Here is a 21,021-nt window from a genome sequence, read left to right on the forward strand (position 1 = left end):
CAACCCCGCCGGGAGCCCACATGCCGCGCCGTCTGTTCAAACGCTACATGCCGGACCCGACCAGCATCCGCGAACACAAGTCCTTACGCTTTTTCGGCAAGCTGCTGCACGACCCCAACCTGTGGCACCTCAATCGCCATTCGGTGGCGCGGGCCATGGGCGTCGGCCTGTTCGCGGCGTTGATCCCGATTCCCATGCAGATGCTGCTGGCCGCCGCGCTGGCGATTCCGGTGCGCGGCAACCTGCCGATCGCGGTGAGCCTGGTGTGGCTGACCAACCCGCTGACCATGCCGCCGGTGTTCTTCGTCACCTACATGACCGGCGCCTGGCTGATGCAGGTGCCGCCGCGCACGTTGCCCGACGAGATCACCGTCGACTGGGTCACCGACCAGCTGGCGACGATCTGGCAACCATTCCTGCTGGGCTCGGTGGTGTGCGGGGTGGTGCTCGGCGTGCTCGCCTACTTCACCACCATGGGCTACTGGCGCTGGTGGGTGGGCCGGCAGTGGCGCCGGCGCCAGTGCCGCTGTGCCCTCACCCGCAGCTCAGGCACGCATGCCGCGGCCGCTGACCAGCAGGCGCACGCACAGCAGGTAGAGCAGCGCGGTGGCCACCAGCATGAAGCTGATCGCCGTGCCGATGCTGATGTCCGACACCCCTAGGATGCCGTAGCGGAACGAGTTGACCATGTGCAGCACGGGGTTTGCCAGCGACACGGTCTGCCAGAACGGCGGCAGCAGGTTGATCGAATAGAACACCCCGCCCAGGTAGGTCAGCGGCGTCAGCACGAAGGTCGGGATGATCGAGATGTCGTCGAAGTTGCGGGCGAACACCGCGTTGACGAAGCCCAGCAGCGAGAAGATGGTCGCGGTCAGCAGCACCACGACGATGGTCACGCCCAGGTGATGCACCTGCAAGTGGGTAAAGAACAGCGACAGCATGGTCACGATCACCCCCACCGCCAGCCCGCGCAGCACGCCGCCCAGCACATAGCCGACGAGGATGGTGTGCGGCGACACCGGCGATACCATCAGTTCCTCGATGGAGCGCTGGAACTTGCTGCCGAAGAAGCTAGACACCACGTTGCCGTAGGAGTTGGTGATCACCGACATCATGATCAGCCCCGGCACGATGTACTCCATGTAGGTGAAGCCGCCCATGTCGCCGATCTGCCGGCCGATCAGGTTGCCGAAGATCACGAAGTACAACACCATCGTGATCGCCGGCGGCAGCAGGGTCTGCGGCCAGATGCGCAAGAAGCGCCGCACTTCGCGGTAGACGATGGTGTTCAGGGCGACCCAGTTGGTGCGCAGCTCCACACTCATACGGCCACCTTCGACAGGTTCTTTTCCACCAGGGACACAAACAGCTCCTCGAGTCGGTTGGTCTTGTTGCGCAGGCTCTGCACCTCGATGTTCTTCAGCGCCAGCTGGCCGAACAGCGCGGTGATGCCGATGTCCTTGTCCACCTGCACCTCCAGGGTGTGCGGGGTGATCAGCCGGCACGGGTAACCCTGCAGCTCAGGCGCGGCGGGCAGGTCGTGCTTGAGGTCGAGGACGAAGGTCTCGACATGCAGCTTGCCCAGCAGCTGGCGCATGCTGGTGTTCTCGACGATGGTGCCGTGGTCGATGATGCCGATGTTGCGGCACAGCTGCTCGGCCTCTTCGAGGTAGTGGGTGGTGAGGATGATGGTGATGCCCTTCTGGTTGAGCTCGGTGAGGAAGCTCCACATCGAACGGCGCAGCTCGATGTCCACCCCGGCGGTCGGCTCGTCGAGGATCAACAGGCGCGGCTCGTGGATCAGCGCCCGGGCGATCATCAGCCGGCGCTTCATGCCGCCGGACAGCGAACGCGACGGCACGTCGCGCTTGTCCCACAGCCCGAGCTGCGTCAGGTACTGCTCGGCACGCTCCTTGGCCACCTTGGGCGGAATGCCGTAGTAGCCGGCCTGGGTGACGACGATGTCGAAGGTCTTCTCGAACTGGTTGAAGTTGAACTCCTGGGGCACCACGCCCAGGCAGCGCTTGAGCGCCGCGGGCTCGCGGTCCAGGTCGTGGCCGAACACGTTGACCGTGCCGCTGGTCTTGTTCACCAGGGTCGAGAGAATGCCGATGGTGGTGGACTTGCCGGCGCCGTTGGGGCCGAGCAAGGCGAAGAAGTCGCCTTCGGAAACGTCCAGGTCGATGCCCTTGAGGGCCTGGAAACCGTTGCCGTAGGTCTTGGTCAGCTGTCGGATGGACAGGGCGGAACTCATAGCGGGTCGGGTACCGAGAAAAGGGTGCGGGACACGCCAGGTGAAGTCACTGGCGCAGTGAGTGCGGCCATGGTGCAAGGGCTGGCCGCACAAGTACAGTCACATCTATTGATAATGACTATCGAAGTGGCGTCACGTCAGGGCGCTCATCACCGCCGCCTGGTAGGCCGGGCGTTGCTTGAGGCGCTCGTACCAGGCTTGGAGGTGGCGCATGGCCGGGCGTTCAATCGGCATTTCGAACCAGGCGTAGATGAAGCTGCCCAGGGGAATGTCGCCCATGCCGATCTGCTCGCCGGAGAGGTACGGCTGTTTGGCCAGGGTCTCGTCGGCGATGGCCAGCAACTGGGCGCATTGCTTGTGCGCGGCGTTGATCGCCACCCAGTCGCGCTGGTCCTCGGCGGTACGCAGCAGGCCCCAGAACAGCGGACGGAAGGGGCCGGCGAAGGACGAGGTGGTCCAGTCCATCCACTTGTCGGCCAGGGCGCGCTGGCGCGGGTCGTCGAGGTACCAGCCTTGTTCTTCGCCGTACTCGGCACACAGGTAGCGCACGATGGTGTTGGACTCCCACAGCACCAGGTCGCCGTCTTCGAGCATGGGCACCAGGCCGTTGGGGTTGAGCGCCCGGTAGTGGGGTTCGTTGACCACGCCGAAGGCGCCGCCGGCATCGATGGACTCGAAGTCCAGGCCCAGCTCGTGGGCGATCCACAACGCCTTGCGCACATTGCTCGAATTCTTGCGGCCCCAGATCTTCAGCATGGCAACGTCCTTAATGAATGCGGGAGGGGGTCAGTCTACTCCAAGTTCGACGACAGCTTTGTAGCGTGTTCGAGATCGAGTGCCGAGTTCGACGATAGCTTTGTAGAGTGTTCGAGATCGAGCGCCGAGTTCGACGATAGCTTTGTAGAGTGTTCGAGATCGAGCGCCGCCCGCGCGGCGCATCGCGACGCAAGGCCGCTCCTACATTTGTTGCAACGTGCCGAACCTGTCAGGCCATGGTTGCCCGCCTTGGTGCATGTCTTGAGACAGGTGGAGCGGCAGTGGTGCCCACGCTGAAACCACGTCGGGCCAACAAGGCGGACCAGGTAATGGCACAGGATTGACTGGCCCGAAACAGATGTGGGAGCGGGCTTGTCCCGCGATGCGCCGCGCGGGCGGCGCTCGATCTCCCAGGCGCAGAACCTCTCTCGGCGAACACCCCTGAGCCCCCAAATCCTATGTCAGACATTTCCGAACCTGAAACCAAATGCTTCAGCCAGCAAAGCTTGGGAACTATCCTACGCGCTTGCCGGAAGCGGCCGCGTTGTCGGGGAAATACCCCAGGGATAACTTCACTGGGTCGCCGCATTTGGTGACCGGGCGTGAGAAACCCGAGCTGCATAACACAACAACGGCTCCCTTCATGGTGGCCGTGTACGGGCAGACTTCGGTCTGGCCGGGTTTGTCTTATGCCCCGGATTTCTCACCTCGTGCACGGCCGCCACCCTCATCTCGTGAGAAAAGACCTGGATGGTGGTTTTCAATGACCCGCATAAGGCTCTAATCATGAAAAAAATCGTCCCAGACCCACCCCGTCTCTCCCACTTCCTCACCATCCGCCCCACTCTCCCCCGCGACGACGCCATGGCCGCCGCCGTCGAAGTGGCCACCGCCATCTCCGACGTCCTCGACATCTACTTCAAGACCGAGCCCGGCGAAGCCCAGGACCGCCTGTTCACCGCCAGCGACTACCTCGGCCAGCTGGCCTGCGCCCTGCTCGAGCACAAGCCGCAGGTGCAGCCATGACCCGCGGGCATACCGCGGGCCGCACCACCTGCCTGGACCTGTTCAAGGTCGAGCCGGGCGTTACGTTCGAGGACGCCTTCAGCGAGTTGTCGGTGCTGCTCGGCTGTATCCGCCACCTGACCTGCGAGGCGGAGATGGAAGGCGACCTGCTGGCCGGCAGCTCGGCGCGGATCCTCAGCGCGATGGCCAAGGCGCTGATCGATGACATGGAGGTGGGGTTGAACCGCTCCAGATGATCTGATGACCGCATCGCGGGGCAAGCCCGCTCCCACGCCCGCATTGCATATCTGGCGTGGGAGCGGGCTTGCCCCGCGATGACTGCATGACATTCCCCACCGAACTCCCAGCGCCCCACCCTGTCATTTCCTAGGCAGGCCATCCACCCCAACACGTCTAAGCTCTGTGGATCGCCCCCGCCCCCCGCTTCCAAGGAGGAAGAATCATGCTGCTGTTGTGGTTGCTGGTCCTGGTGCTAGGCGCCGCGTATCTCCTGCATCGGCGCCTGGCGCCACTGCAGATCCTCGCGGCAATCGCCGCCTACACCCTGCTCATGGGCCTGTTCAGCACGGCGCCAGGCTGGCTGCTGACGCTGATCTGGGTGGTGATCGCCCTCAAGGCCGCCTTCTTCGTCCTGCCCGAGATGCGCCGCAAGCTGTTCACCGCGCCGATGTTCAGCTGGTTCCAGCGCACCCTGCCGCCGATGTCGCAGACCGAGCGCGAAGCCATCGACGCCGGCACCGTGTGGTGGGACGGCCACCTGTTCAGCGGCCGCCCCGACTGGAACACCCTGCTCGACTACGACGCGCCCAGGCTCACCGAGGAAGAGCAGGCCTTCATCGACGGCCCCACCGAGCAGCTGTGCGCCATGGTCAGCGACTGGCAGATCGGCCAGGACCTCGACCTGCCGCCGCAAGCCTGGGACTTCATCAAGCAGCACGGCTTCTTCGCTCTGATCATCCCCAAGGAATACGGCGGCAAGGGCTTCTCGGCCTACGCCCACTCCCAGGTGGCAATGAAACTGGCCACCCGCAGCGGCGACCTGGCCTCCACGGTGATGGTGCCCAACTCCCTGGGCCCGGCCGAACTGCTGCTGCACTACGGCACCGACGAACAACGCAGCCACTACCTGCCACGCCTGGCCCGTGGCGACGATATCCCCTGCTTCGCCCTCACCGGCCCCCTGGCCGGCTCCGACGCCGGGGCCATGCCCGACACCGGCGTCATCTGCAAAGGCCAGTGGCAGGGTGAAGAGGTCATCGGCCTGCGCCTGAACTGGGAAAAGCGCTATATCACCCTCGGCCCGGTCGCCACCCTGCTGGGCCTGGCCTTCAAGGCCTACGACCCCGACCACCTGCTGGGCGAGCAGACCGAGCTGGGCATCAGCCTGGCGCTGATCCCCACCGACCTCCCCGGCGTGGAAATCGGCCAGCGGCACCTGCCGCTAGGGGCTGCGTTCATGAACGGCCCCAACAGCGGCAAGGACGTATTCGTGCCGCTGGATTGCCTGATCGGCGGCCAGGCCATGCTCGGCAAGGGCTGGATGATGCTGATGAACTGCCTGTCGGTGGGCCGCTCGATCTCCCTGCCGGCGGTCGGCACGGGCGCGGCCAAGTACACAAGCCTGGTCACCGGCCAGTACGCCCGGGTGCGCGAACAATTCAACGTGCCGCTGGCCGCCTTCGAAGGCATCCAGGAGTCCTTGGCGCGCATCGGCGGCAACGCCTGGCTGATGGACAGCGCCCGCCTGCTCACCGCCAAGGCCGTGGACCTCGGGGAAAAACCCTCGGTGCTGTCGGCGATCCTCAAGTACCACCTCACCGAACGCGGCCGCGAGTGCATCCAGCACGCCATGGACGTGCACGGCGGCAAGGGCATCATCATGGGCCCGAACAACTACCTGGGCCGCAACTGGCAAGGCGCGCCGATCTTCATCACCGTCGAGGGGGCCAACATCCTGTCGCGCAACCTGATGATCTTCGGCCAGGGCGCGATCCGCTGCCACCCGTTCGTGCTCAGGGAAATGGCCCTGGCCGGGCGCGAGGACCACGACCAGGCGCTGAACGAGTTCGACGACCTGCTGCTGCAGCACATCCTGTTCGCCGCCGGCAACGCCGCCAGCACCCTGGTGCTGGGCCTGGGCCTGGGGCATTTCGAGAAGGTTCCGGGCGATGCCCTGAGCCAGGGCTACTTCCGCGCCCTCAACCGCCAGGCGGCGGCGTTCGCCCTGCTGGCCGACCTGTCGATGATGCTGCTGGGCGGCGCGCTCAAGCGCCGCGAACGGCTGAGCGCCCGGCTGGGCGATGTGCTCAGCTACCTGTACCTGTCCAGCGCCGCGCTCAAGCGCTACCACGACCTCGGCTCGCCCGAGTACCTACGCCCGCTGCTGCGCTGGGCGCTGGAAGAAAGCCTGGGGCAGGCCGAGAAAGCGCTGGACACGCTGCTCGACAACTTCCCCAACCGCCTCCTGGGCTGCGCCCTGCGGGTGCTGGTGTTCCCGTTCGGCCGCCGGCATACCGGCCCCAGCGATGAGCTGGATGCCGAGGTGGCGGCGCTGATCGGCCGCCGCAAAGGCGACCCGGCGCTGGAAGAGCTGCTGGCGGGTTGCTTCAGGCCCCAGGCCGAGGGCGACCCGGTGGCCGCGCTGCAGACGGCCTGCGACCTGCTGGACGATGCCGCTCCACTGCACAAGGCGCTGCATCAGGCGGTCAAGGAAGGCAAGGTGCAGGCGGCACCGGGACAGTTGGTGATCGACGCCGCCATCGAAGCGGGCGTCTTGCAGGCGGAGGAAGGCCAGCGCCTGCATCAGGCCGAGCAGGCACGCCGAGTGGTGATCGATGTGGATGCGTTCGACAAGGACGTGCTGTTGCCCGAGGCAGGCAAAGTGCGCTGAGGATTGGTCAACCGCATCGCGGGGCAAGTCGCATCGGCGCACCGCCGCTCCCACAAGGCGTCTAACGCTTCGTGGGAGCGGGCTTGCCCCGCGATAGCGCCAGCACAGGCAGCTGCGCTGCCAGCCCATGCAAAACCGGCGTATACTCCGCCCCCCGTTTCAACCACCCCGAGGACCGCCGCCATGGCCAACCCCCACCTGGAATACCACCTGCAACTGCTCCACCACCTGCGCACCATCCTGGCCGCGCTGGGTGAAGCCGAACAGGTCCCGGAGGAAAGCCACGCCCTGTTCCTCGAGCGCTTCGACGAACTGCTCACCCTGCTGCCCCAGGACCCGCTGGAAAGCCAGTACCTGGGCCAGGACCTGATCTGCCAGGTGATTCAACGTTATCCGCAGATCGCCCATCTGGTGCCACGTGACCTGCTGTGGTTCTTTGGCGGGGATTGCTTGCATTTCATGCCGGATGACGAGCTGGAGCTTTACCAGACGCTGGAAGAGCGACGGTACGAGGCCGAGCAGAACGGTGAAGCGTTTGATTGGCACCAAGAAAAGCAACTGCTGGCTAAGCCTGCTCAGGGTGATATTCACTGATGTAGATGCATCCCGGCCCCATCTGGGCCGGGAACCCCAATCACCTGAGCGGGACAAGTGAATTCACTCCGCCAAATCACGATCTAGCAAATCAGGGGGAATCCTAGCCTTACCCCCAAAAAAATGATGCGCCGAAGAACATAAGAACTCTGCTTCCAGTCGAAGTCGTTCTACCTGCGAAGGGGACTGCTGCCCTTTACTTTCTTCATAACGCCTCCACGCATCGACCGCCCGTTTACATATCTCCAGCTGGACTTCCAAATCCGTCTTTTCGATCGTCACGGTCATTGCTCCTTCCTTGTTCAAGGCAGAATGGAGTGGGATCAGGCGCGCCCAACATTCTCCCCCGACAGAGTAATAACTGATGGTATGAGTACGAACATCGGGCACGTAACGAGTAGCGCCATGCCGTTGTACGCCCTCAGACGACATTCGCCAACTAGCAAAATTGATAGGTGTGCTGAGCCAGCTCGCCCCAAAAACCAACCACGCGAGCAAAAAAAAACGCCACTTCAAACGAAGTGGCGTTTTCAATTTGGAGCGGGAAACGAGACTCGAACTCGCGACCCCGACCTTGGCAAGGTCGTGCTCTACCAACTGAGCTATTCCCGCAGGGTGAAGCTTTACCGCATGTGGCGTGAAGCGCCTTGACGACCTTCACCACCGGCACCGTCGGAACGATGCGTTGAAACTGGAGCGGGAAACGAGACTCGAACTCGCGACCCCGACCTTGGCAAGGTCGTGCTCTACCAACTGAGCTATTCCCGCAAATATGGCGTCCCCTAGGGGACTCGAACCCCTGTTACCGCCGTGAAAGGGCGGTGTCCTAGGCCACTAGACGAAGGGGACTAAGCCGACGCTTTTCAGCGCACCAGAACATGAACCTCACGATTCAGCCTGGATTTTCTTTTCCTGCCCTGCCGAAGCAGTGCCGGAGAAACTGGAGCGGGAAACGAGACTCGAACTCGCGACCCCGACCTTGGCAAGGTCGTGCTCTACCAACTGAGCTATTCCCGCAATATGGCGTCCCCTAGGGGACTCGAACCCCTGTTACCGCCGTGAAAGGGCGGTGTCCTAGGCCACTAGACGAAGGGGACACGCTGCTCGCATTACCTATTAAAGTACTGCTTGCTTTCACTCCCTGCCGCGTTTCGCTGTGTGCTTTACGCTGCAAGTGGCGCGCATTCTATGGATGCCTTGGGAGGTCGTCAACCCCTTTGTAGAAATTTATTTAAATCAATGACTTCCCGTCGTCATGGGCGGTGGTGCAGGATGCGTCCGGGGATTGGCGTTGCTTTTCTGACGTTGGCTCGGCAAGCTCGTAGCGATGTGCCACTATCTGTAGGTATTGGATTACGGGCCGATACATATAGGCAAGGCTTGAGGGCCTCATCGCGGGGCTAGCCCGCTCCCACGAATGCTTCACGGATTCAAGGGAGCGCAGGGCTGTTCCGCCAGGCTGCACTGTTCGCTTTCGGGCGGACTCACTACACTCTCGATAGATGCAAAACTTCTTCATGAGGCGTTAACGGTGACACCACTTCTGATCACCCTGCTTATCGTTGCGGGTATCGCGCTGCTGATCGTGATCGGCTACCTCAACAACGTGGTCGAGAACGGTAAGCTCGAGCGTGCACGGCTCAAGGTCGAGCTGGCTGACCGCCTGCGCCGCTGCGGCGAAATCACCGAGACCTTCCCCGGGCAGTTCATGACGCCCGCGCTCAAGCTGCTGCTGACCCGCCTCGAACTGAACCTCAACCAGCGTCAGCTAGCCCTGGACAAGCACAGTGGCGACCTCAAGGCGCGCATCGCCGAGCTTGAAGGGCTGATCGGCCAGGGTGAGAGAATCCCGGTCAGCAACCCGCCCTCGCCCATCCAGACCGAGGTAAAGGCCAAGGACGTGCGCTTTTTGCTGGAACTGCTGCACAACCAGATCGTGCGTGCCACCCAGGAGGGGTTCCTCGCGACCAACGAAGGCAAGTACTGGGTCAAGGAGATCCGCCATATCCTGGTGCTGCTGCATATCGAATTCTTCAACAACCTCGGCCAGCAGGCCCTGCAGCAGAACCAGCCGGGGCAGGCGCGCCTGGCGTTCGAGCGCGGCGTGCAGTACCTGCGCAAGCAGCCTGAGCCGAAGCAGTATGAAGAGCAGCTGACTTACCTTGAGAAACTGCTGAACCGGGCCAATGCCCAGGTGCTGGACCAGATGGAGCCGGCGGAGAATGAACAGAATGCGCTGACCCAGGGGCTCAAGACTGATGAGGATGAGACCTGGAAGAAGAAGGTCATCTACGACTGACAGCGCTGGCCCTATCGCGGGGCAAGCCCGCTCCCACAATCCAAAAGATAGGGGCCTTCGCAGGCCCCTTCTTCATTTCAACAGTCGGTCAACTCGAGGAACACCTCGACCAACCGCTCCAGCCCCGCCTGGTCGACTTCGCTGAAGCGGGCCAGCTTCGGGCTGTCCAGGTCGAGCACGCCGATCAGCCTGCCGGCCTTGACCAACGGGATCACCAACTCGCTGTTGGACGCGCTGTCACAGGCGATATGCCCGGGAAACGCATGCACATCCTCGACCCGCTGGGTCGTGCGGGTGGCCGCCGCGGCGCCGCACACGCCCCGGCTGAACGGGATGCGCACGCAGGCCACCTGGCCCTGGAACGGGCCGAGCACCAGCTCTTCGTTGCGGTTGATATAGAAGCCCGCCCAGTTCAGGTCCTCTACCTGGTTGTAGAGAAACGCCGAGAACTGCGCGGCGTTGGCGATGAAGTCGCGCTCGTCGGCGAACAGCGCCTGCACTTGCGCGGCCAGCAGGTCGTAGCCGTCGAGGCCTTGGCCACTGGCGTTGAGGTCGATCATTTATTTCTGCTCCAGCAATTGCAGCCCGACCCAGTAGCGGGCGAACTGATAGGCACAACGGCCATTACGGTTGCCGCGGCCGGTGGCCCAGCGCACGGCGAGGATGTCGAGCGCTTCGCTGCGCTGCCACTGCAGCCCGGCCGGGCGCGCCAGCTGGCCGATCCAGTGCTCGACCACATTGAGGAAATGCTCCTGGCTGAACGGGTAGAACGACAGCCACAGGCCGAAGCGGTCGGACAGGGCGATCTTGTCCTCCACCGCCTCGTTGGGGTGCAGCTCGCCGTCGACCATCTTCCAGTTCTCGTTGTCGCTCTGTTTCTCCGGCACCAGGTGGCGGCGGTTGGAGGTGGCGTACAGCAGCACGTTGTCCGGGGCCTGCTCCAGCGAGCCGTCGAGCACGCTCTTGAGCACCCGGTAGTCGCCCTCCCCGGCTTCGAACGACAGGTCGTCGCAGAACAGGATGAAGCGTTGTTCGAGCTTGTGCAGTTGCTCGACCACCCGCGGCAGGTCGGCCAGGTGGTCGCGTTCGATTTCGATCAGGCGCAGGCCCTGGCCCGCATGCTCGGCCAGCAGGGCGCGCACCAGCGACGACTTGCCGGTGCCGCGCGAACCCCACAGCAAAGCATGGTTGGCCGGCATGCCGTTGATGAACTGGTGGGTATTGCGGCCCAGCTGTTCACGCTGCTGGTCGACGCCGATCAGGTCGGACAGGCGGATGTCGAGGCTGACCTCCAGCGGCATCAGGTAGCCGCTGCGGCCGTCGCGCTGCCAGCGGGCGGCCAGGGTGCGGGTCCAGTCGATGTCCGGGCGTGGGGCCGGCAGCAAGGGTTCGAGGCGGGCGAGGACCGATTCGGCGCGGTCGAGGAAAGCGGTAAGGCGGGTGTCCATGAGGGCTCCTGCAAATCAGGTTTCGGTACCGTGCCGGCCCCTTCGCGGGTAAACCCGCTCCCACAGGATCCACTGCCCGCTGTGGGAGCGGGTTTACCCGCGAAGGGGCCGGCACGGACAAAAGCTGAATGTTCGACAGACCCGCCAGCAGCCAGGGCTGATCGGCTATGCTTGCGCAGCGCACGGAGCAAGTAACCGGCTTGGGACCCATGGATATCAAGTTCACCAATCGCCTGTCATACAAGCAAGCCCGGTTGACAGTCCTGGTCGGCTTCATCCTGGGAACATTGCTCAGTCTCATCCAGATCGGCATCGATTATGCCAGCGAAGACGCGTCCATCAACCGTGAAATTCAGGCACTGCTGAAGATCAGCCACGACACGGCCTCGCGCATCGCCTACAACATCGACACGGAACTGGCCCAGGAGCTGACCGGCGGCCTTTTGAAATCGCCGGCGCTGATCCGCGCGCGGCTGATCGACAACAACGACACGGTGCTGGCCGACGTGCAACGGCCCAGCATGGAAAGCCGCTACCGAGCCTTGTCGGACTTTCTGTTCGGCGAGCAACGTCAGTTCCAGGACCGGCTGTTCCTCGCCCACATGCCCGATGAGTACCTCGGCACCCTCTACCTGGATGTCGACACCTACACCTTTGGTGGGCGCTTCCTCGATCGGGCCGGGGTCACCCTGGTCAACGGCTTCGCCCGCAGCCTGGTGCTCACCGGCATCCTCCTGGGGCTGTTCTACCTGATGCTGACCAAGCCGCTGGTGACGGTGATCGGCGCGCTCAGCGGCAACGATGCGCGCACGCCCAGGCAGAACCGCGTGGACTGCCCCAGGGGCCACGAGAACGACGAGATTGGCGTGCTGGTGCGGGTCGCCAACCAGCAGTTCGTCAGCATGGCCACCGAGATCCAGCAGCGGCGCACCGCCGAGAACCGCCTGACCCAGTATCTCAACGAGCTGGAAGACATCGTCTCGGCGCGCACCACCGAGCTCAAGGCCAGCAACAACCGCCTGAGCCTGTCCAACCAGGAGCTGGACGAAGCGCGCCAGCGCGCCCTGGACATGGCCCAGGCCCGCGCTGCCTTCCTGGCCAACATGAGCCACGAGATCCGCACTCCGCTCAACGGCATGCTGGGCATGATCGCCCTGGCCCTGGACAGTGGCCTGGCGCCCGAGCAGCGCCAGCAGCTGTCCATCGCCCACGACTCGGGCAAGGTGCTGGTGGAGCTGCTCAACGATATCCTCGACCTGTCGAAGTTCGACGCTGGCCAGCTGGAGCTCGAGCGCATTGCGTTCGACCTCGGCGCCATGGTCGAGGACACCGCCAACCTGCTGTCGCAAAATGCCGCGCCCAGCGTCGAGCTGACCTGCCTGGTCGCCCCGGACTTCCCCAGCACGGTACTGGGTGACCCGACCCGGGTGCGGCAGATCGTCAGCAACCTGCTGTCCAACGCCCTCAAGTTCACCCGTTTCGGCCGCGTCGACGTGCGCCTGAGCAGCATCGTCGGCGGCATCCGCCTGGAGGTAAGCGACACCGGCATCGGCATCCCCGAGGAAGCCCAGGCGCGGATCTTCCAGCCGTTCACCCAGGCCGGCGCCGGCATCACCCGCCAGTACGGCGGCACCGGCCTGGGCCTGGCCCTGACCCGCAACCTGTGCCAGGCCATGCAGGGGCATCTGCATATCCAGTCCGAAACCGGCTTCGGCAGCCGCTTCAGCGCCGACCTGCCGCTACCGGCGCACACCGAGGCGATCCCGCCGGCGCCATTGAACGGGCGGGTGGTGGCCCTGGGCAACCCCGGCAGTGGCCTGGCCGAGCTGCTGGAGGGGCTGTTGCCGCGCTGGGGGCTGGAATACGCGCGTCATGAGGATGCCAAGGACCTGGCCGGCACGGCCGTCGACCTGCTGATCACCGACGACCTGGACCACGTGCTCGACCTGCGCCCGGCCATCGAGGCGCCGATCCTGCTGGTGACCGCCTACGGCAACTTCCTGCCCACCGAGCAGGCCGAGCAACTGGCGCCCTTGCAGCAACTGGCCCGGCCCCTGGCACGCAATGCCTTGTACCAGACCCTGCGCCGCACCCTGCAGGGCGAGCCCAACGCGCCACTGCCCCACGAGGTGCCGGCCTCGCGCGAGCTCAGGGCGCGCATCCTGCTGGTGGAGGACAACCCGGTGAACCAGCTGGTGGCCAAGGGCATGCTGGGCAAGCTCGGCTGTCAGGTGCAGGTGGCCGCCCACGGCCAGGAAGCCCTGGACTGCCTGGAGCAAGGCAGCTTCGACCTGGTGCTGATGGACTGCAACATGCCGGTGATGGATGGCTACGAGGCCAGCCGGCGCATTCGCCAGAGCAGCCGCTGGCCGGAGTTGCCGATCGTCGCGCTGACCGCCAACGCCATGCCCGAGGAGCGCGAGCGCTGCCGCGCCGCGGGCATGAACGACTACCTGGCCAAGCCGTTCCGCCGTGAGGAACTGCTGGCGCTGATCGAGCACTGGGTGCCGGTCAGCGGTTGAGCAGCGGCTCGATCGCCGATTTCAGCGCCTCGGGCTTGGTGGTCGGGGCAAAGCGGCTGACCTTGCCGGTGCGCGGGTCGACCAGGAACTTGGTGAAGTTCCACTTGATCTTCTGCGTGCCCAGCACGCCCGGCGCGCGGCGCTTGAGCTCGGCAAACAGCGGATGGGCGCCGGGGCCGTTGACCTCGATCTTGCGAAACAGCGGGAAACTCACGCCGAAGTTGAGCTCGCAGAACTGCGCGATCTCGCGGGCGTCGCCCGGCTCCTGCTTGCCGAACTGGTTGCAGGGGAAGCCCAGCACCACCAGGCCCTGGTCGCGGTACTCCTGCCACAGGCGTTCGAGGCCCTTGTACTGCGGGGTGAAACCGCACTGGCTGGCGGTGTTGACCACCAGCAGCGCCTTGCCGGTAAAGTCGCCCAGCACTTTCTGTTCGCCACCGAGGGTGACGCAGGGGATGTCCAGCAGCGCATCGGCCATGTTCGCTCTCCGTCAATCGCGTGGCTTGAGGTCCAGGCACACCGAGTTGATGCAGTAGCGTAGCCCGGTCGGCGGCGGGCCGTCGGGAAATACATGGCCCAGATGGGCGTCGCACTGGGCGCAGGTGACTTCGGTGCGGATCATGCCGTGGGAGGTGTCGCGGATCTCGATCATCGCGGCCTCCTCGATCGGCGCGTAGAAGCTCGGCCAGCCGCAACCGGAATCGAACTTGGTCTTGGCGTCGAACAGCGGCAGGTCACAACAGATGCAGTGGTAGATGCCGTCGCGGCGCTCGCTGTTGTACTTGCCGCTGAACGGCCGCTCGGTGCCCTTGAGCCGGCACACCTGGTACTGGGCCGGATCGAGCATGGCGCGCCATTCGTCCAGGGTTTTGTCGATCTTTTGCATGATGGGACCTCGGCAGGCTGATTTTCACCTCGCACCGGCTTTTCCCTGGCGCGGGTGGCACGTATATTAGTTGGCTTCGTGTGCAAGGCAGCCAGTCTGGCACCCGCTTCCCGCCCTTTCAAACCTTTCGAGCAAGGGCGGCGCGTATTCTCACTCGGGATCTCATCATGCAGTTCAGCAAATCGAACAAGCTCGCCAATGTCTGCTACGACATTCGCGGCCCAGTGCTCAAGCACGCCAAACGCCTGGAAGAGGAAGGCCACCGCATCCTCAAGCTGAACATCGGCAACCCGGCGCCGTTTGGTTTCGAGGCGCCGGACGAGATCCTCCAGGACGTGATCCGCAACCTGCCCACCGCCCAGGGCTACAGCGACTCCAAGGGCCTGTTCAGCGCGCGCAAGGCGGTGATGCAGTACTGCCAGCAGAAGGAAATCGAAGGCGTCACCATCGAGGACATCTACCTCGGCAACGGCGTGTCCGAGCTGATCGTGATGTCGATGCAGGCGCTGCTCAACAACGGCGACGAGGTGCTGATCCCGGCGCCCGACTACCCGCTGTGGACCGCCGCGGTGAGCCTGGCCGGCGGCAAGCCGGTGCACTACCTGTGCGACGAGCAGGCCGACTGGTTCCCGGACCTGGATGACATCAAGGCCAAGATCACCCCGAACACCAAGGCCCTGGTGATCATCAACCCGAACAACCCGACGGGCGCGGTCTACTCGAAAGAGCTGCTGCTGGGCATGCTGGAGCTGGCGCGCCAGCACAACCTGGTGGTGTTCTCCGACGAAATCTACGACAAGATCCTCTACGACGAGGCCGTGCACATCAGCACCGCGTCGCTGGCCCCGGACCTGCTGTGCCTGACCTTCAACGGCCTGTCCAAGTCGTACCGGGTGGCGGGCTTCCGCTCCGGCTGGCTGATCATCTCCGGGCCCAAGCACCACGCCCAGAGCTACATCGAAGGCATCGACATGCTGGCCAACATGCGCCTGTGCGCCAACGTGCCGGCCCAGCACGCGATCCAGACAGCCCTGGGCGGTTACCAGAGCATCAACGACCTGGTACTGCCGCCGGGCCGCCTGCTGGAGCAGCGCAACCGCACCTACGAGCTGCTCAATGCCATCCCAGGGGTGAGCTGCGTCAAGCCGATGGGCGCGCTGTACGCGTTTCCGAAGATCGACCCGAAGGTCTGCCCGATCTTCAACGACGAAAAATTCGTGCTCGACCTGCTGCTGTCGGAAAAGCTGCTGATCGTCCAGGGCACGGCATTCAACTGGCCATGGCCGGACCACTTCCGCGTGGTGACGCTGCCGCGGGTGGATGACCTGGAACAGGCTATTGGCCGGATCGGTAATTTCCTGCGCACTTACTCGCAGTAAGCGATACCGTCATCGCGGGGCAAGTCGCATCGGCGCACCGCCGCTCCCACGCGGCCCAGCGTGGGAGCGGGCTTGCCCCGCGATGTTTTCGCCTTACATCCTGCAACGCTCTATCCCACGGTACGCCCGGCATCCTCTGCCATACTCCTCGCGTACACAGTTTGAAATAGTCGCCCGGTTGAATAGCCGCGCCCTCCCCCTTATATACCCCGCAGTACGCAACGAACTTATCCGTCAGGAGAACGTAACAACCATGATGCGCATTCTGTTGTTTGTAGCCACCAACCTCGCGGTGGTGCTGGTTGCAAGCATTACCCTGAGCCTGTTCGGCTTCAACGGGTTCATGGCGGCCAACGGGGTTGACCTCAACCTCGGCCAGCTGCTGGTCTTCTGCGCCGTGTTCGGTTTCGCTGGCTCGCTCGTCTCGCTGTTCATCTCCAAGTGGATGGCGAAGATGACCACCGGCACCCAGATCATCACCCAGCCCCGCACCCGCCACGAACAGTGGCTGCTGCAGACCGTCGAGGAGCTGTCCCGCGAGGCCGGCATCAAGATGCCCGAGGTGGGGATCTTCCCGGCCTACGAGGCCAACGCCTTCGCCACCGGCTGGAACCGCAACGACGCGCTGGTCGCCGTCTCCCAGGGCCTGCTGGAGCGCTTCTCGCCCGACGAGGTGCGTGCGGTGCTGGCCCACGAGATCGGCCACGTGGCCAACGGCGACATGGTCACCATGGCGCTGGTGCAGGGCGTGGTGAACACCTTCGTGATGTTCTTCGCCCGCATCATCGGCAACTTCGTCGACCGGGTGATCTTCAAGAACGAAGAAGGCCACGGCATCGCCTATTTCATCGCGACCATCGTCGCCGAGCTGGTACTGGGCATCCTCGCCAGCATCATCGTCATGTGGTATTCGCGTCGCCGCGAGTTCCGCGCCGACGAAGCCGGCGCCCACCTGGCCGGCACCGGCGCGATGATCGGCGCACTGCAGCGCCTGCGCTCGGAACAGGGCCTGCCAGTGCACATGCCCGACACCATGAAGGCCTTCGGCATCAATGGCGGCCTCAAGCATGGCCTGGCCGGCCTGCTGATGAGCCACCCGCCGCTGGAAGACCGCATCGACGCCCTGCGCCGTCGCGGTTGATCCAGGCAGCAACAAGAAAGGGCGACTTCGGTCGCCCTTTTTCATTGCCAGTACCGGCCCCATCGCGGGGCAAGCCCGCTCCCACGCCAGCCCGTTTAGTGCAGGCGTGGGAGCGGGCTTGCCCCGCGATGGCTTCAACGCCGAACGCTGTAGACTCGCTCAACCAAACTTTCGACACCAGCTTTGAGAAACTTCGGACTCTCGTCGAGAATCTCCCGCGCCTCGACCTCATCAACCCGCCACCCGGCAAACCCTGCCCGCACTTCGGCGTCCGGCACCGAGAACGGCGGTCCGTCGATCAATCCCTGGTCGTAATCCAGGGTCACCAGCAGCCCCCGACAGGTCGCCGGCAGTTGCTCGCTCAGCAACGCCATGTAGCGCTCGCGCATCGCCAGCGGCAAGGCGATCAGCGCCGCCCGGTCATACACCCCCGCGCAATCCGCCAGATCCTCGGCGCGCAGCGCGAACACATCCCCGCACCACAGCTCCACCTCGTCGCTGCGCCACACCTCGAAGGCACCGTGCCGAGAAATTTGCGCCACCAAACCATGTTCGGTGAAGAAGTCCGCCACTGCCCTGCGCGACAGCTCCACCCCCAGCACCCGATAGCCTTGGGCGGCCAGCCAGAGCAGGTCCAGGCTCTTGCCACACAGCGGCACCAGCACCCGCGCGCCAGGGGCCAGCCCCAACGTCGACCAGTGCGCCTGCAGGTACGGGTTCACCTGGGGTTGGTGAAAGCCGATCTGGTTGTCCGCCCACCGCTTGTGCCAGAACGCTGGCTCCATGATTCCTCCCGGTTTTTCGATCAAAGCCTGTGAAAACTTATATTGGATCTCGATCAAAGGCTGATCGAAGATGGCTGCATCTTACCTGCCAGGACCCCGCCATGCTGCCCAGCCTGTTCATCTCCCATGGATCGCCCATGCTCGCCCTGCAACCCGGCGCCAGCGGCCCGGCCCTGGCCGCGCTGGCCCGCGCCCTGCCCCGGCCGAAGGCGATCGTGGTGGTGTCGGCGCACTGGGAGAGCCGCGAGCTGTTGGTGATGGGCAACCCGCAGCCGCCGACCTGGCATGACTTCCATGGTTTTCCGCCAGCGCTGTATGCGGTGCAGTACCCGGCGCCCGGCGAACCGGCGCTGGCCAGGCGGCTGTCCGAACTTCTCGGGGCCCGGCTGGATGAGCAGCGGCCCTTCGACCATGGTGCCTGGGTGCCGCTGTCGCTGATGTATCCCGAGGCGGATATTCCGGTGGTTCAGGTGTCGCTGCCCAGCCAGGCCGGTCCTGATCTGCAACTGAAGGTTGGTCGGGCGCTGTCGGCACTGCGCGAAGAAGGCATCCTGCTGGTCGGCTCGGGCAGCATCACCCATAACCTGGGCGAGCTTGACTGGCATGCCGGGCCGGATGCGGTCGAGCCCTGGGCGCTGGCGTTTCGTGATTGGGTGGTGGAGCGGTTGAACGCGGGGGATGAGGCGGCGCTTGTGGATTATCGGCGGCAGGCGCCGTTTGCGGTGCGTAACCATCCCAGTGATGAGCACCTGTTGCCGCTGTTCTTCGCCATGGGGGCTGGTGGGCGGTTTGGCATCGTGCACCAGGGGTTTACGCTGGGGGCGTTGGGAATGGATATTTATCGGTTCGATTGAAGGGCGCCGGGGGCGCGTTGCGCCCCTTTCGCGGCACAAGGCCGCTCCTACAGGGGGCGGGTTCAGTTGAGCGTCAGGCAAAAAAAATCCCCGGCCAAAAGGCCGGGGATTTTTTATTGCAGCGCCAGGATCAGTCTTCGCGGTAGCGACGCAGCTTCAGCTGCTTGCCGGCCACGCGGGTGTCCTTGAGCTTGGTCAGCAGGCGCTCGAGGCCGTCTTCCGGCAGCTCGACCAGGCTGAAGCTGTCACGCACCTGGATACGACCGATGGCGTCACGCGCCAGGCCACCCTCGTTGAGGATCGCGCCCAGCAGGTTCTTGGCGGCGATGCCGTCACGGGCACCCAGGGCGGTACGGCAACGCACGCGGCCTTCGGCCAGCGGCATCGGCGCGCGGCGCTCGCGGTCACCACGGTCCGGACGCTCGCCGCGCTCGGTACGCTCACCACGCTCACGCGGGGTGTAGGTCGGCACCAGCGGCTGCTCGCGCTCCACCGAAGCCAGGTCCAGCGCCTGGCCGTTGGTGGCCTTGCGCAGCAGGGCCGCGGCCAGCGCGCGCGGGGTGCAGCCCAGGTCGGCGGTCAGGCGGTCGAACAGCTCGCCGTGGCTGGCTTCGGACTCGGCCACCAGCGGCGCCAGGCTCTTGGTCAGTTTCTTGATGCGCGCATCCAGCACGGCTTGCGGGTTAGGCAGGCGGGCTTCGGCAACTTTCTGACCGGTGACACGCTCGATCACCTGCAGCATGCGGCGCTCACGCGGGGTGACCAGCAGCAGCGCACGGCCATCGCGACCAGCACGGCCGGTACGGCCGATACGGTGCACGTAGGACTCCGGGTCGTACGGCATGTCGACGTTGAACACGTGGGTGATACGCGGCACGTCCAGGCCACGGGCAGCGACGTCGGTGGCGACGACGATGTCCAGGCGGCCGTCCTTGAGCGAGTCGATCACGCGCTCACGCTGGTTCTGGGCGATGTCGCCGTTCAGCGCGGCAGCCTTGTAGCCTTTGGCTTCCAGGGCGGCGGCCAGGTCCAGGGTGGCCTGCTTGGTGCGCACGAAGGCGATCAGCGCGTCGAACTCTTCCACTTCCAGCAGGCGCAGCACGGCCGGGATCTTCTGGTCGGCGTGGACCATCAGGTGGGCCTGCTCGATCGCGGTCACGGTCTGGGTCTTGCTCTGGATCTTGACGTGCTTCGGCTCGCGCAGGTGGCGCTCGGCGATGGCACGGATCGAGGCCGGCAGGGTGGCGGAGAACAGCACGGTCTGGCGGGTGGCAGGGATGGCGTCGAAGATCACTTCGAGGTCATCCATGAAGCCCAGCTTGAGCATCTCGTCGGCTTCGTCGAGTACCAGGTACTGGACGGTGGACAGGACTTTCTCGTCGCGGCGCAGGTGGTCGCACAGGCGGCCCGGGGTGGCGACGACGATCTGTGCGCCATTGCGAATGGCACGCAGCTGTGGGCCCATCGGGGCACCACCGTACACGGCCACCACGTTAACGCCCGGCATCTGCTTGGCGTAGGTTTCGAAAGCGGTGGCTACTTGCAGCGCCAACTCACGGGTTGGCGCCAGGATCAGGGCTTGCGGTTCGCGCTTGCTCACGTCGATCTTGTTGAGGATCGGCAGGGCGAAGGCAGCGGTCTTGCCGGTGCCAGTCTGCGCCTGGCCGATCATGTCGTGACCGGCGAGGATGATCGGGATCGACTGTTGCTGGATGGCCGACGGCTCTTCATAGCCGGTGGCCAGGACGGCAGCAACGATGTTCGGATTGAGTTCGAGAGCGGCGAATCCGCCGGTTTCCTGGGTCATGGGTCTGCCTCTAGGTGCATCCGCAAAGACCCATGCTCCAAAGCTGCACATGCCTTGAAAGACCAGTCGGTCACCCAGGCAGCTTTGGCGGCGGGGATTTGCGAAAACGATTGAAATAGGAACGTCTTGGGAAGGTCCGCCTAGCGGACGCGCAGCCGAAGCTGGATTCGGAGGATTTGCACCACCTGATTTTGAGGTCCGCTAAAAGACCGGCGCGTACTATACCCGAAATAGCCGTGAATTGTGAGAAATATTTCGACAGTGACGACCCACATTGGATCCAGGCTGAATCGTTTCCCTGTAGGAGCGGCCTTGTGCCGCGAATGGGCCGCAATGCGGCCCCAGGATGTGTGCCTACCTCAAGATCGCCGGGGCCGCTG

At 64.4% G+C, this 21,021-nt stretch carries 19 protein-coding genes, 5 tRNA genes and 1 pseudogene; 10 read left to right on the forward strand and 15 right to left on the reverse strand.

Annotated elements, in window-relative coordinates; all coding sequences use genetic code 11:
* The first annotated feature begins 20 nt into the window (after window positions 1-20).
* The gene (locus K2O50_RS19155; RefSeq protein WP_052896362.1) at window positions 21-662 is read left to right on the forward strand and encodes a DUF2062 domain-containing protein; all 642 of its coding nucleotides are present in this window, start codon (window positions 21-23) and stop codon (window positions 660-662) included.
* Here K2O50_RS19155 and K2O50_RS19160 read toward each other — a convergent pair.
* From K2O50_RS19160 to K2O50_RS19170, 3 genes are all read right to left on the reverse strand, one after another.
* Window positions 546-1,325 (reverse strand): ABC transporter permease, encoded by a 780-nt coding sequence (locus K2O50_RS19160; protein ID WP_050704689.1) that lies wholly within the window; start codon window positions 1,323-1,325, stop codon window positions 546-548. The two genes, K2O50_RS19155 and K2O50_RS19160, sit on opposite strands and share 117 nt — an antisense overlap.
* Window positions 1,322-2,254, reverse strand: coding sequence for an ABC transporter ATP-binding protein (locus K2O50_RS19165; protein ID WP_028690973.1), 933 nt, complete (start codon window positions 2,252-2,254; stop codon window positions 1,322-1,324). The genes K2O50_RS19160 and K2O50_RS19165 overlap by 4 nt, the downstream gene beginning before the upstream one ends.
* Before the next feature lie 132 nt (window positions 2,255-2,386).
* Window positions 2,387-3,010, reverse strand: coding sequence for a glutathione S-transferase (locus K2O50_RS19170; RefSeq protein ID WP_050704688.1), 624 nt, complete (start codon window positions 3,008-3,010; stop codon window positions 2,387-2,389).
* A 786-nt stretch (window positions 3,011-3,796) separates the two neighbouring features.
* Between K2O50_RS19170 and K2O50_RS19175 the strand changes: the two genes are divergently transcribed.
* From K2O50_RS19175 to K2O50_RS19190, 4 genes are all read left to right on the forward strand, one after another.
* The gene (locus K2O50_RS19175; protein WP_082337677.1) at window positions 3,797-4,036 is read left to right on the forward strand and encodes a hypothetical protein; all 240 of its coding nucleotides are present in this window, start codon (window positions 3,797-3,799) and stop codon (window positions 4,034-4,036) included.
* Complete coding sequence (locus K2O50_RS19180) at window positions 4,033-4,272, forward strand: DUF3077 domain-containing protein (RefSeq protein ID WP_050704687.1); 240 nt, start codon at window positions 4,033-4,035, stop codon at window positions 4,270-4,272. Before K2O50_RS19175 ends, K2O50_RS19180 begins: the two co-directional genes overlap by 4 nt.
* 206 nt (window positions 4,273-4,478) lie before the next feature.
* Complete coding sequence (locus K2O50_RS19185; protein ID WP_050704685.1) at window positions 4,479-6,926, forward strand: acyl-CoA dehydrogenase; 2,448 nt, start codon at window positions 4,479-4,481, stop codon at window positions 6,924-6,926.
* A 183-nt stretch (window positions 6,927-7,109) separates the two neighbouring features.
* A complete protein-coding gene (locus K2O50_RS19190; protein ID WP_050704684.1) occupies window positions 7,110-7,520 on the forward strand; it encodes a PA2817 family protein in 411 nt (136 codons plus the stop codon).
* Between the two features lie 63 nt (window positions 7,521-7,583).
* Here the strand turns inward: K2O50_RS19190 and K2O50_RS19195 are convergent, their stop codons facing one another.
* From K2O50_RS19195 to K2O50_RS19220, 6 genes are all read right to left on the reverse strand, one after another.
* Window positions 7,584-7,808: a hypothetical protein gene (locus K2O50_RS19195; RefSeq protein WP_220689930.1), complete on the reverse strand. Its 225-nt coding sequence runs from the start codon at window positions 7,806-7,808 to the stop codon at window positions 7,584-7,586.
* A gap of 248 nt (window positions 7,809-8,056) precedes the next feature.
* Window positions 8,057-8,132 (reverse strand) — tRNA-Gly (locus K2O50_RS19200).
* A gap of 80 nt (window positions 8,133-8,212) precedes the next feature.
* Window positions 8,213-8,288 (reverse strand) — tRNA-Gly (locus K2O50_RS19205).
* Window positions 8,289-8,293: 5 nt separating this feature from the next.
* Window positions 8,294-8,369: transfer RNA gene (locus K2O50_RS19210), tRNA-Glu, on the reverse strand.
* 92 nt (window positions 8,370-8,461) lie between these two features.
* Window positions 8,462-8,537, reverse strand: a tRNA-Gly gene (locus K2O50_RS19215).
* Window positions 8,538-8,541: 4 nt separating this feature from the next.
* Window positions 8,542-8,617 (reverse strand) — tRNA-Glu (locus K2O50_RS19220).
* 434 nt (window positions 8,618-9,051) lie between these two features.
* Here K2O50_RS19220 and K2O50_RS19225 point away from each other — a divergent pair.
* The gene (locus K2O50_RS19225) at window positions 9,052-9,819 is read left to right on the forward strand and encodes a hypothetical protein (protein ID WP_050704683.1); all 768 of its coding nucleotides are present in this window, start codon (window positions 9,052-9,054) and stop codon (window positions 9,817-9,819) included.
* A gap of 77 nt (window positions 9,820-9,896) precedes the next feature.
* On the opposite strand, the gene K2O50_RS19230 is transcribed toward K2O50_RS19225, so the two are convergent.
* Both K2O50_RS19230 and K2O50_RS19235 read right to left on the reverse strand, forming a co-directional pair.
* The gene (locus K2O50_RS19230) at window positions 9,897-10,379 is read right to left on the reverse strand and encodes a GAF domain-containing protein (protein WP_050704682.1); all 483 of its coding nucleotides are present in this window, start codon (window positions 10,377-10,379) and stop codon (window positions 9,897-9,899) included.
* Entirely contained in the window at window positions 10,380-11,267 is an 888-nt protein-coding gene (locus tag K2O50_RS19235; protein WP_050704681.1) for an ATP-binding protein, read from the reverse strand. It lies immediately after the preceding gene.
* A gap of 167 nt (window positions 11,268-11,434) precedes the next feature.
* On the opposite strand from K2O50_RS19235, the gene K2O50_RS19240 reads away from it, so the two are divergent.
* Window positions 11,435-13,789, forward strand: a complete 2,355-nt coding sequence (locus K2O50_RS19240; RefSeq protein ID WP_050704680.1) for a response regulator — start codon at window positions 11,435-11,437, stop codon at window positions 13,787-13,789.
* Here the strand turns inward: K2O50_RS19240 and K2O50_RS19245 are convergent.
* On the reverse strand, window positions 13,779-14,267 hold the full coding sequence (locus tag K2O50_RS19245; RefSeq protein WP_050704679.1) for a glutathione peroxidase: 489 nt from the start codon (window positions 14,265-14,267) through the stop codon (window positions 13,779-13,781). The genes K2O50_RS19240 and K2O50_RS19245 overlap by 11 nt on opposite strands.
* 12 nt (window positions 14,268-14,279) lie before the next feature.
* Window positions 14,280-14,675, reverse strand: a complete 396-nt coding sequence (msrB, locus tag K2O50_RS19250) for a peptide-methionine (R)-S-oxide reductase MsrB (protein ID WP_050704678.1) — start codon at window positions 14,673-14,675, stop codon at window positions 14,280-14,282.
* Between the two features lie 167 nt (window positions 14,676-14,842).
* Here msrB and K2O50_RS19255 point away from each other — a divergent pair, with 167 nt between their 5' ends.
* Both K2O50_RS19255 and htpX read left to right on the forward strand, forming a co-directional pair.
* On the forward strand, window positions 14,843-16,054 hold the full coding sequence (locus tag K2O50_RS19255) for a pyridoxal phosphate-dependent aminotransferase (protein WP_050704677.1): 1,212 nt from the start codon (window positions 14,843-14,845) through the stop codon (window positions 16,052-16,054).
* A 253-nt stretch (window positions 16,055-16,307) separates the two neighbouring features.
* Window positions 16,308-17,195, forward strand: coding sequence for a protease HtpX (gene htpX, locus K2O50_RS19260; RefSeq protein ID WP_038705666.1), 888 nt, complete (start codon window positions 16,308-16,310; stop codon window positions 17,193-17,195).
* 134 nt (window positions 17,196-17,329) lie between these two features.
* On the opposite strand, the gene K2O50_RS19265 is transcribed toward htpX, so the two are convergent.
* Window positions 17,330-17,980: a thiopurine S-methyltransferase gene (locus K2O50_RS19265; RefSeq protein WP_050704676.1), complete on the reverse strand. Its 651-nt coding sequence runs from the start codon at window positions 17,978-17,980 to the stop codon at window positions 17,330-17,332.
* Window positions 17,981-18,081: 101 nt separating this feature from the next.
* Between K2O50_RS19265 and K2O50_RS19270 the strand changes: the two genes are divergently transcribed.
* Window positions 18,082-18,834 (forward strand): class III extradiol ring-cleavage dioxygenase, encoded by a 753-nt coding sequence (locus K2O50_RS19270; RefSeq protein WP_050704675.1) that lies wholly within the window; start codon window positions 18,082-18,084, stop codon window positions 18,832-18,834.
* A gap of 130 nt (window positions 18,835-18,964) precedes the next feature.
* On the opposite strand, the pseudogene K2O50_RS19275 reads toward K2O50_RS19270, so the two are convergent.
* Window positions 18,965-20,675: pseudogene (locus K2O50_RS19275) on the reverse strand (DEAD/DEAH box helicase).
* Window positions 20,676-21,021 lie beyond the last annotated feature (346 nt).

The sequence above is a fragment of the Pseudomonas sp. 2hn genome, from assembly GCF_019646095.1.
GTDB classification, from domain to species: domain Bacteria; phylum Pseudomonadota; class Gammaproteobacteria; order Pseudomonadales; family Pseudomonadaceae; genus Aquipseudomonas; species Aquipseudomonas peradeniyensis.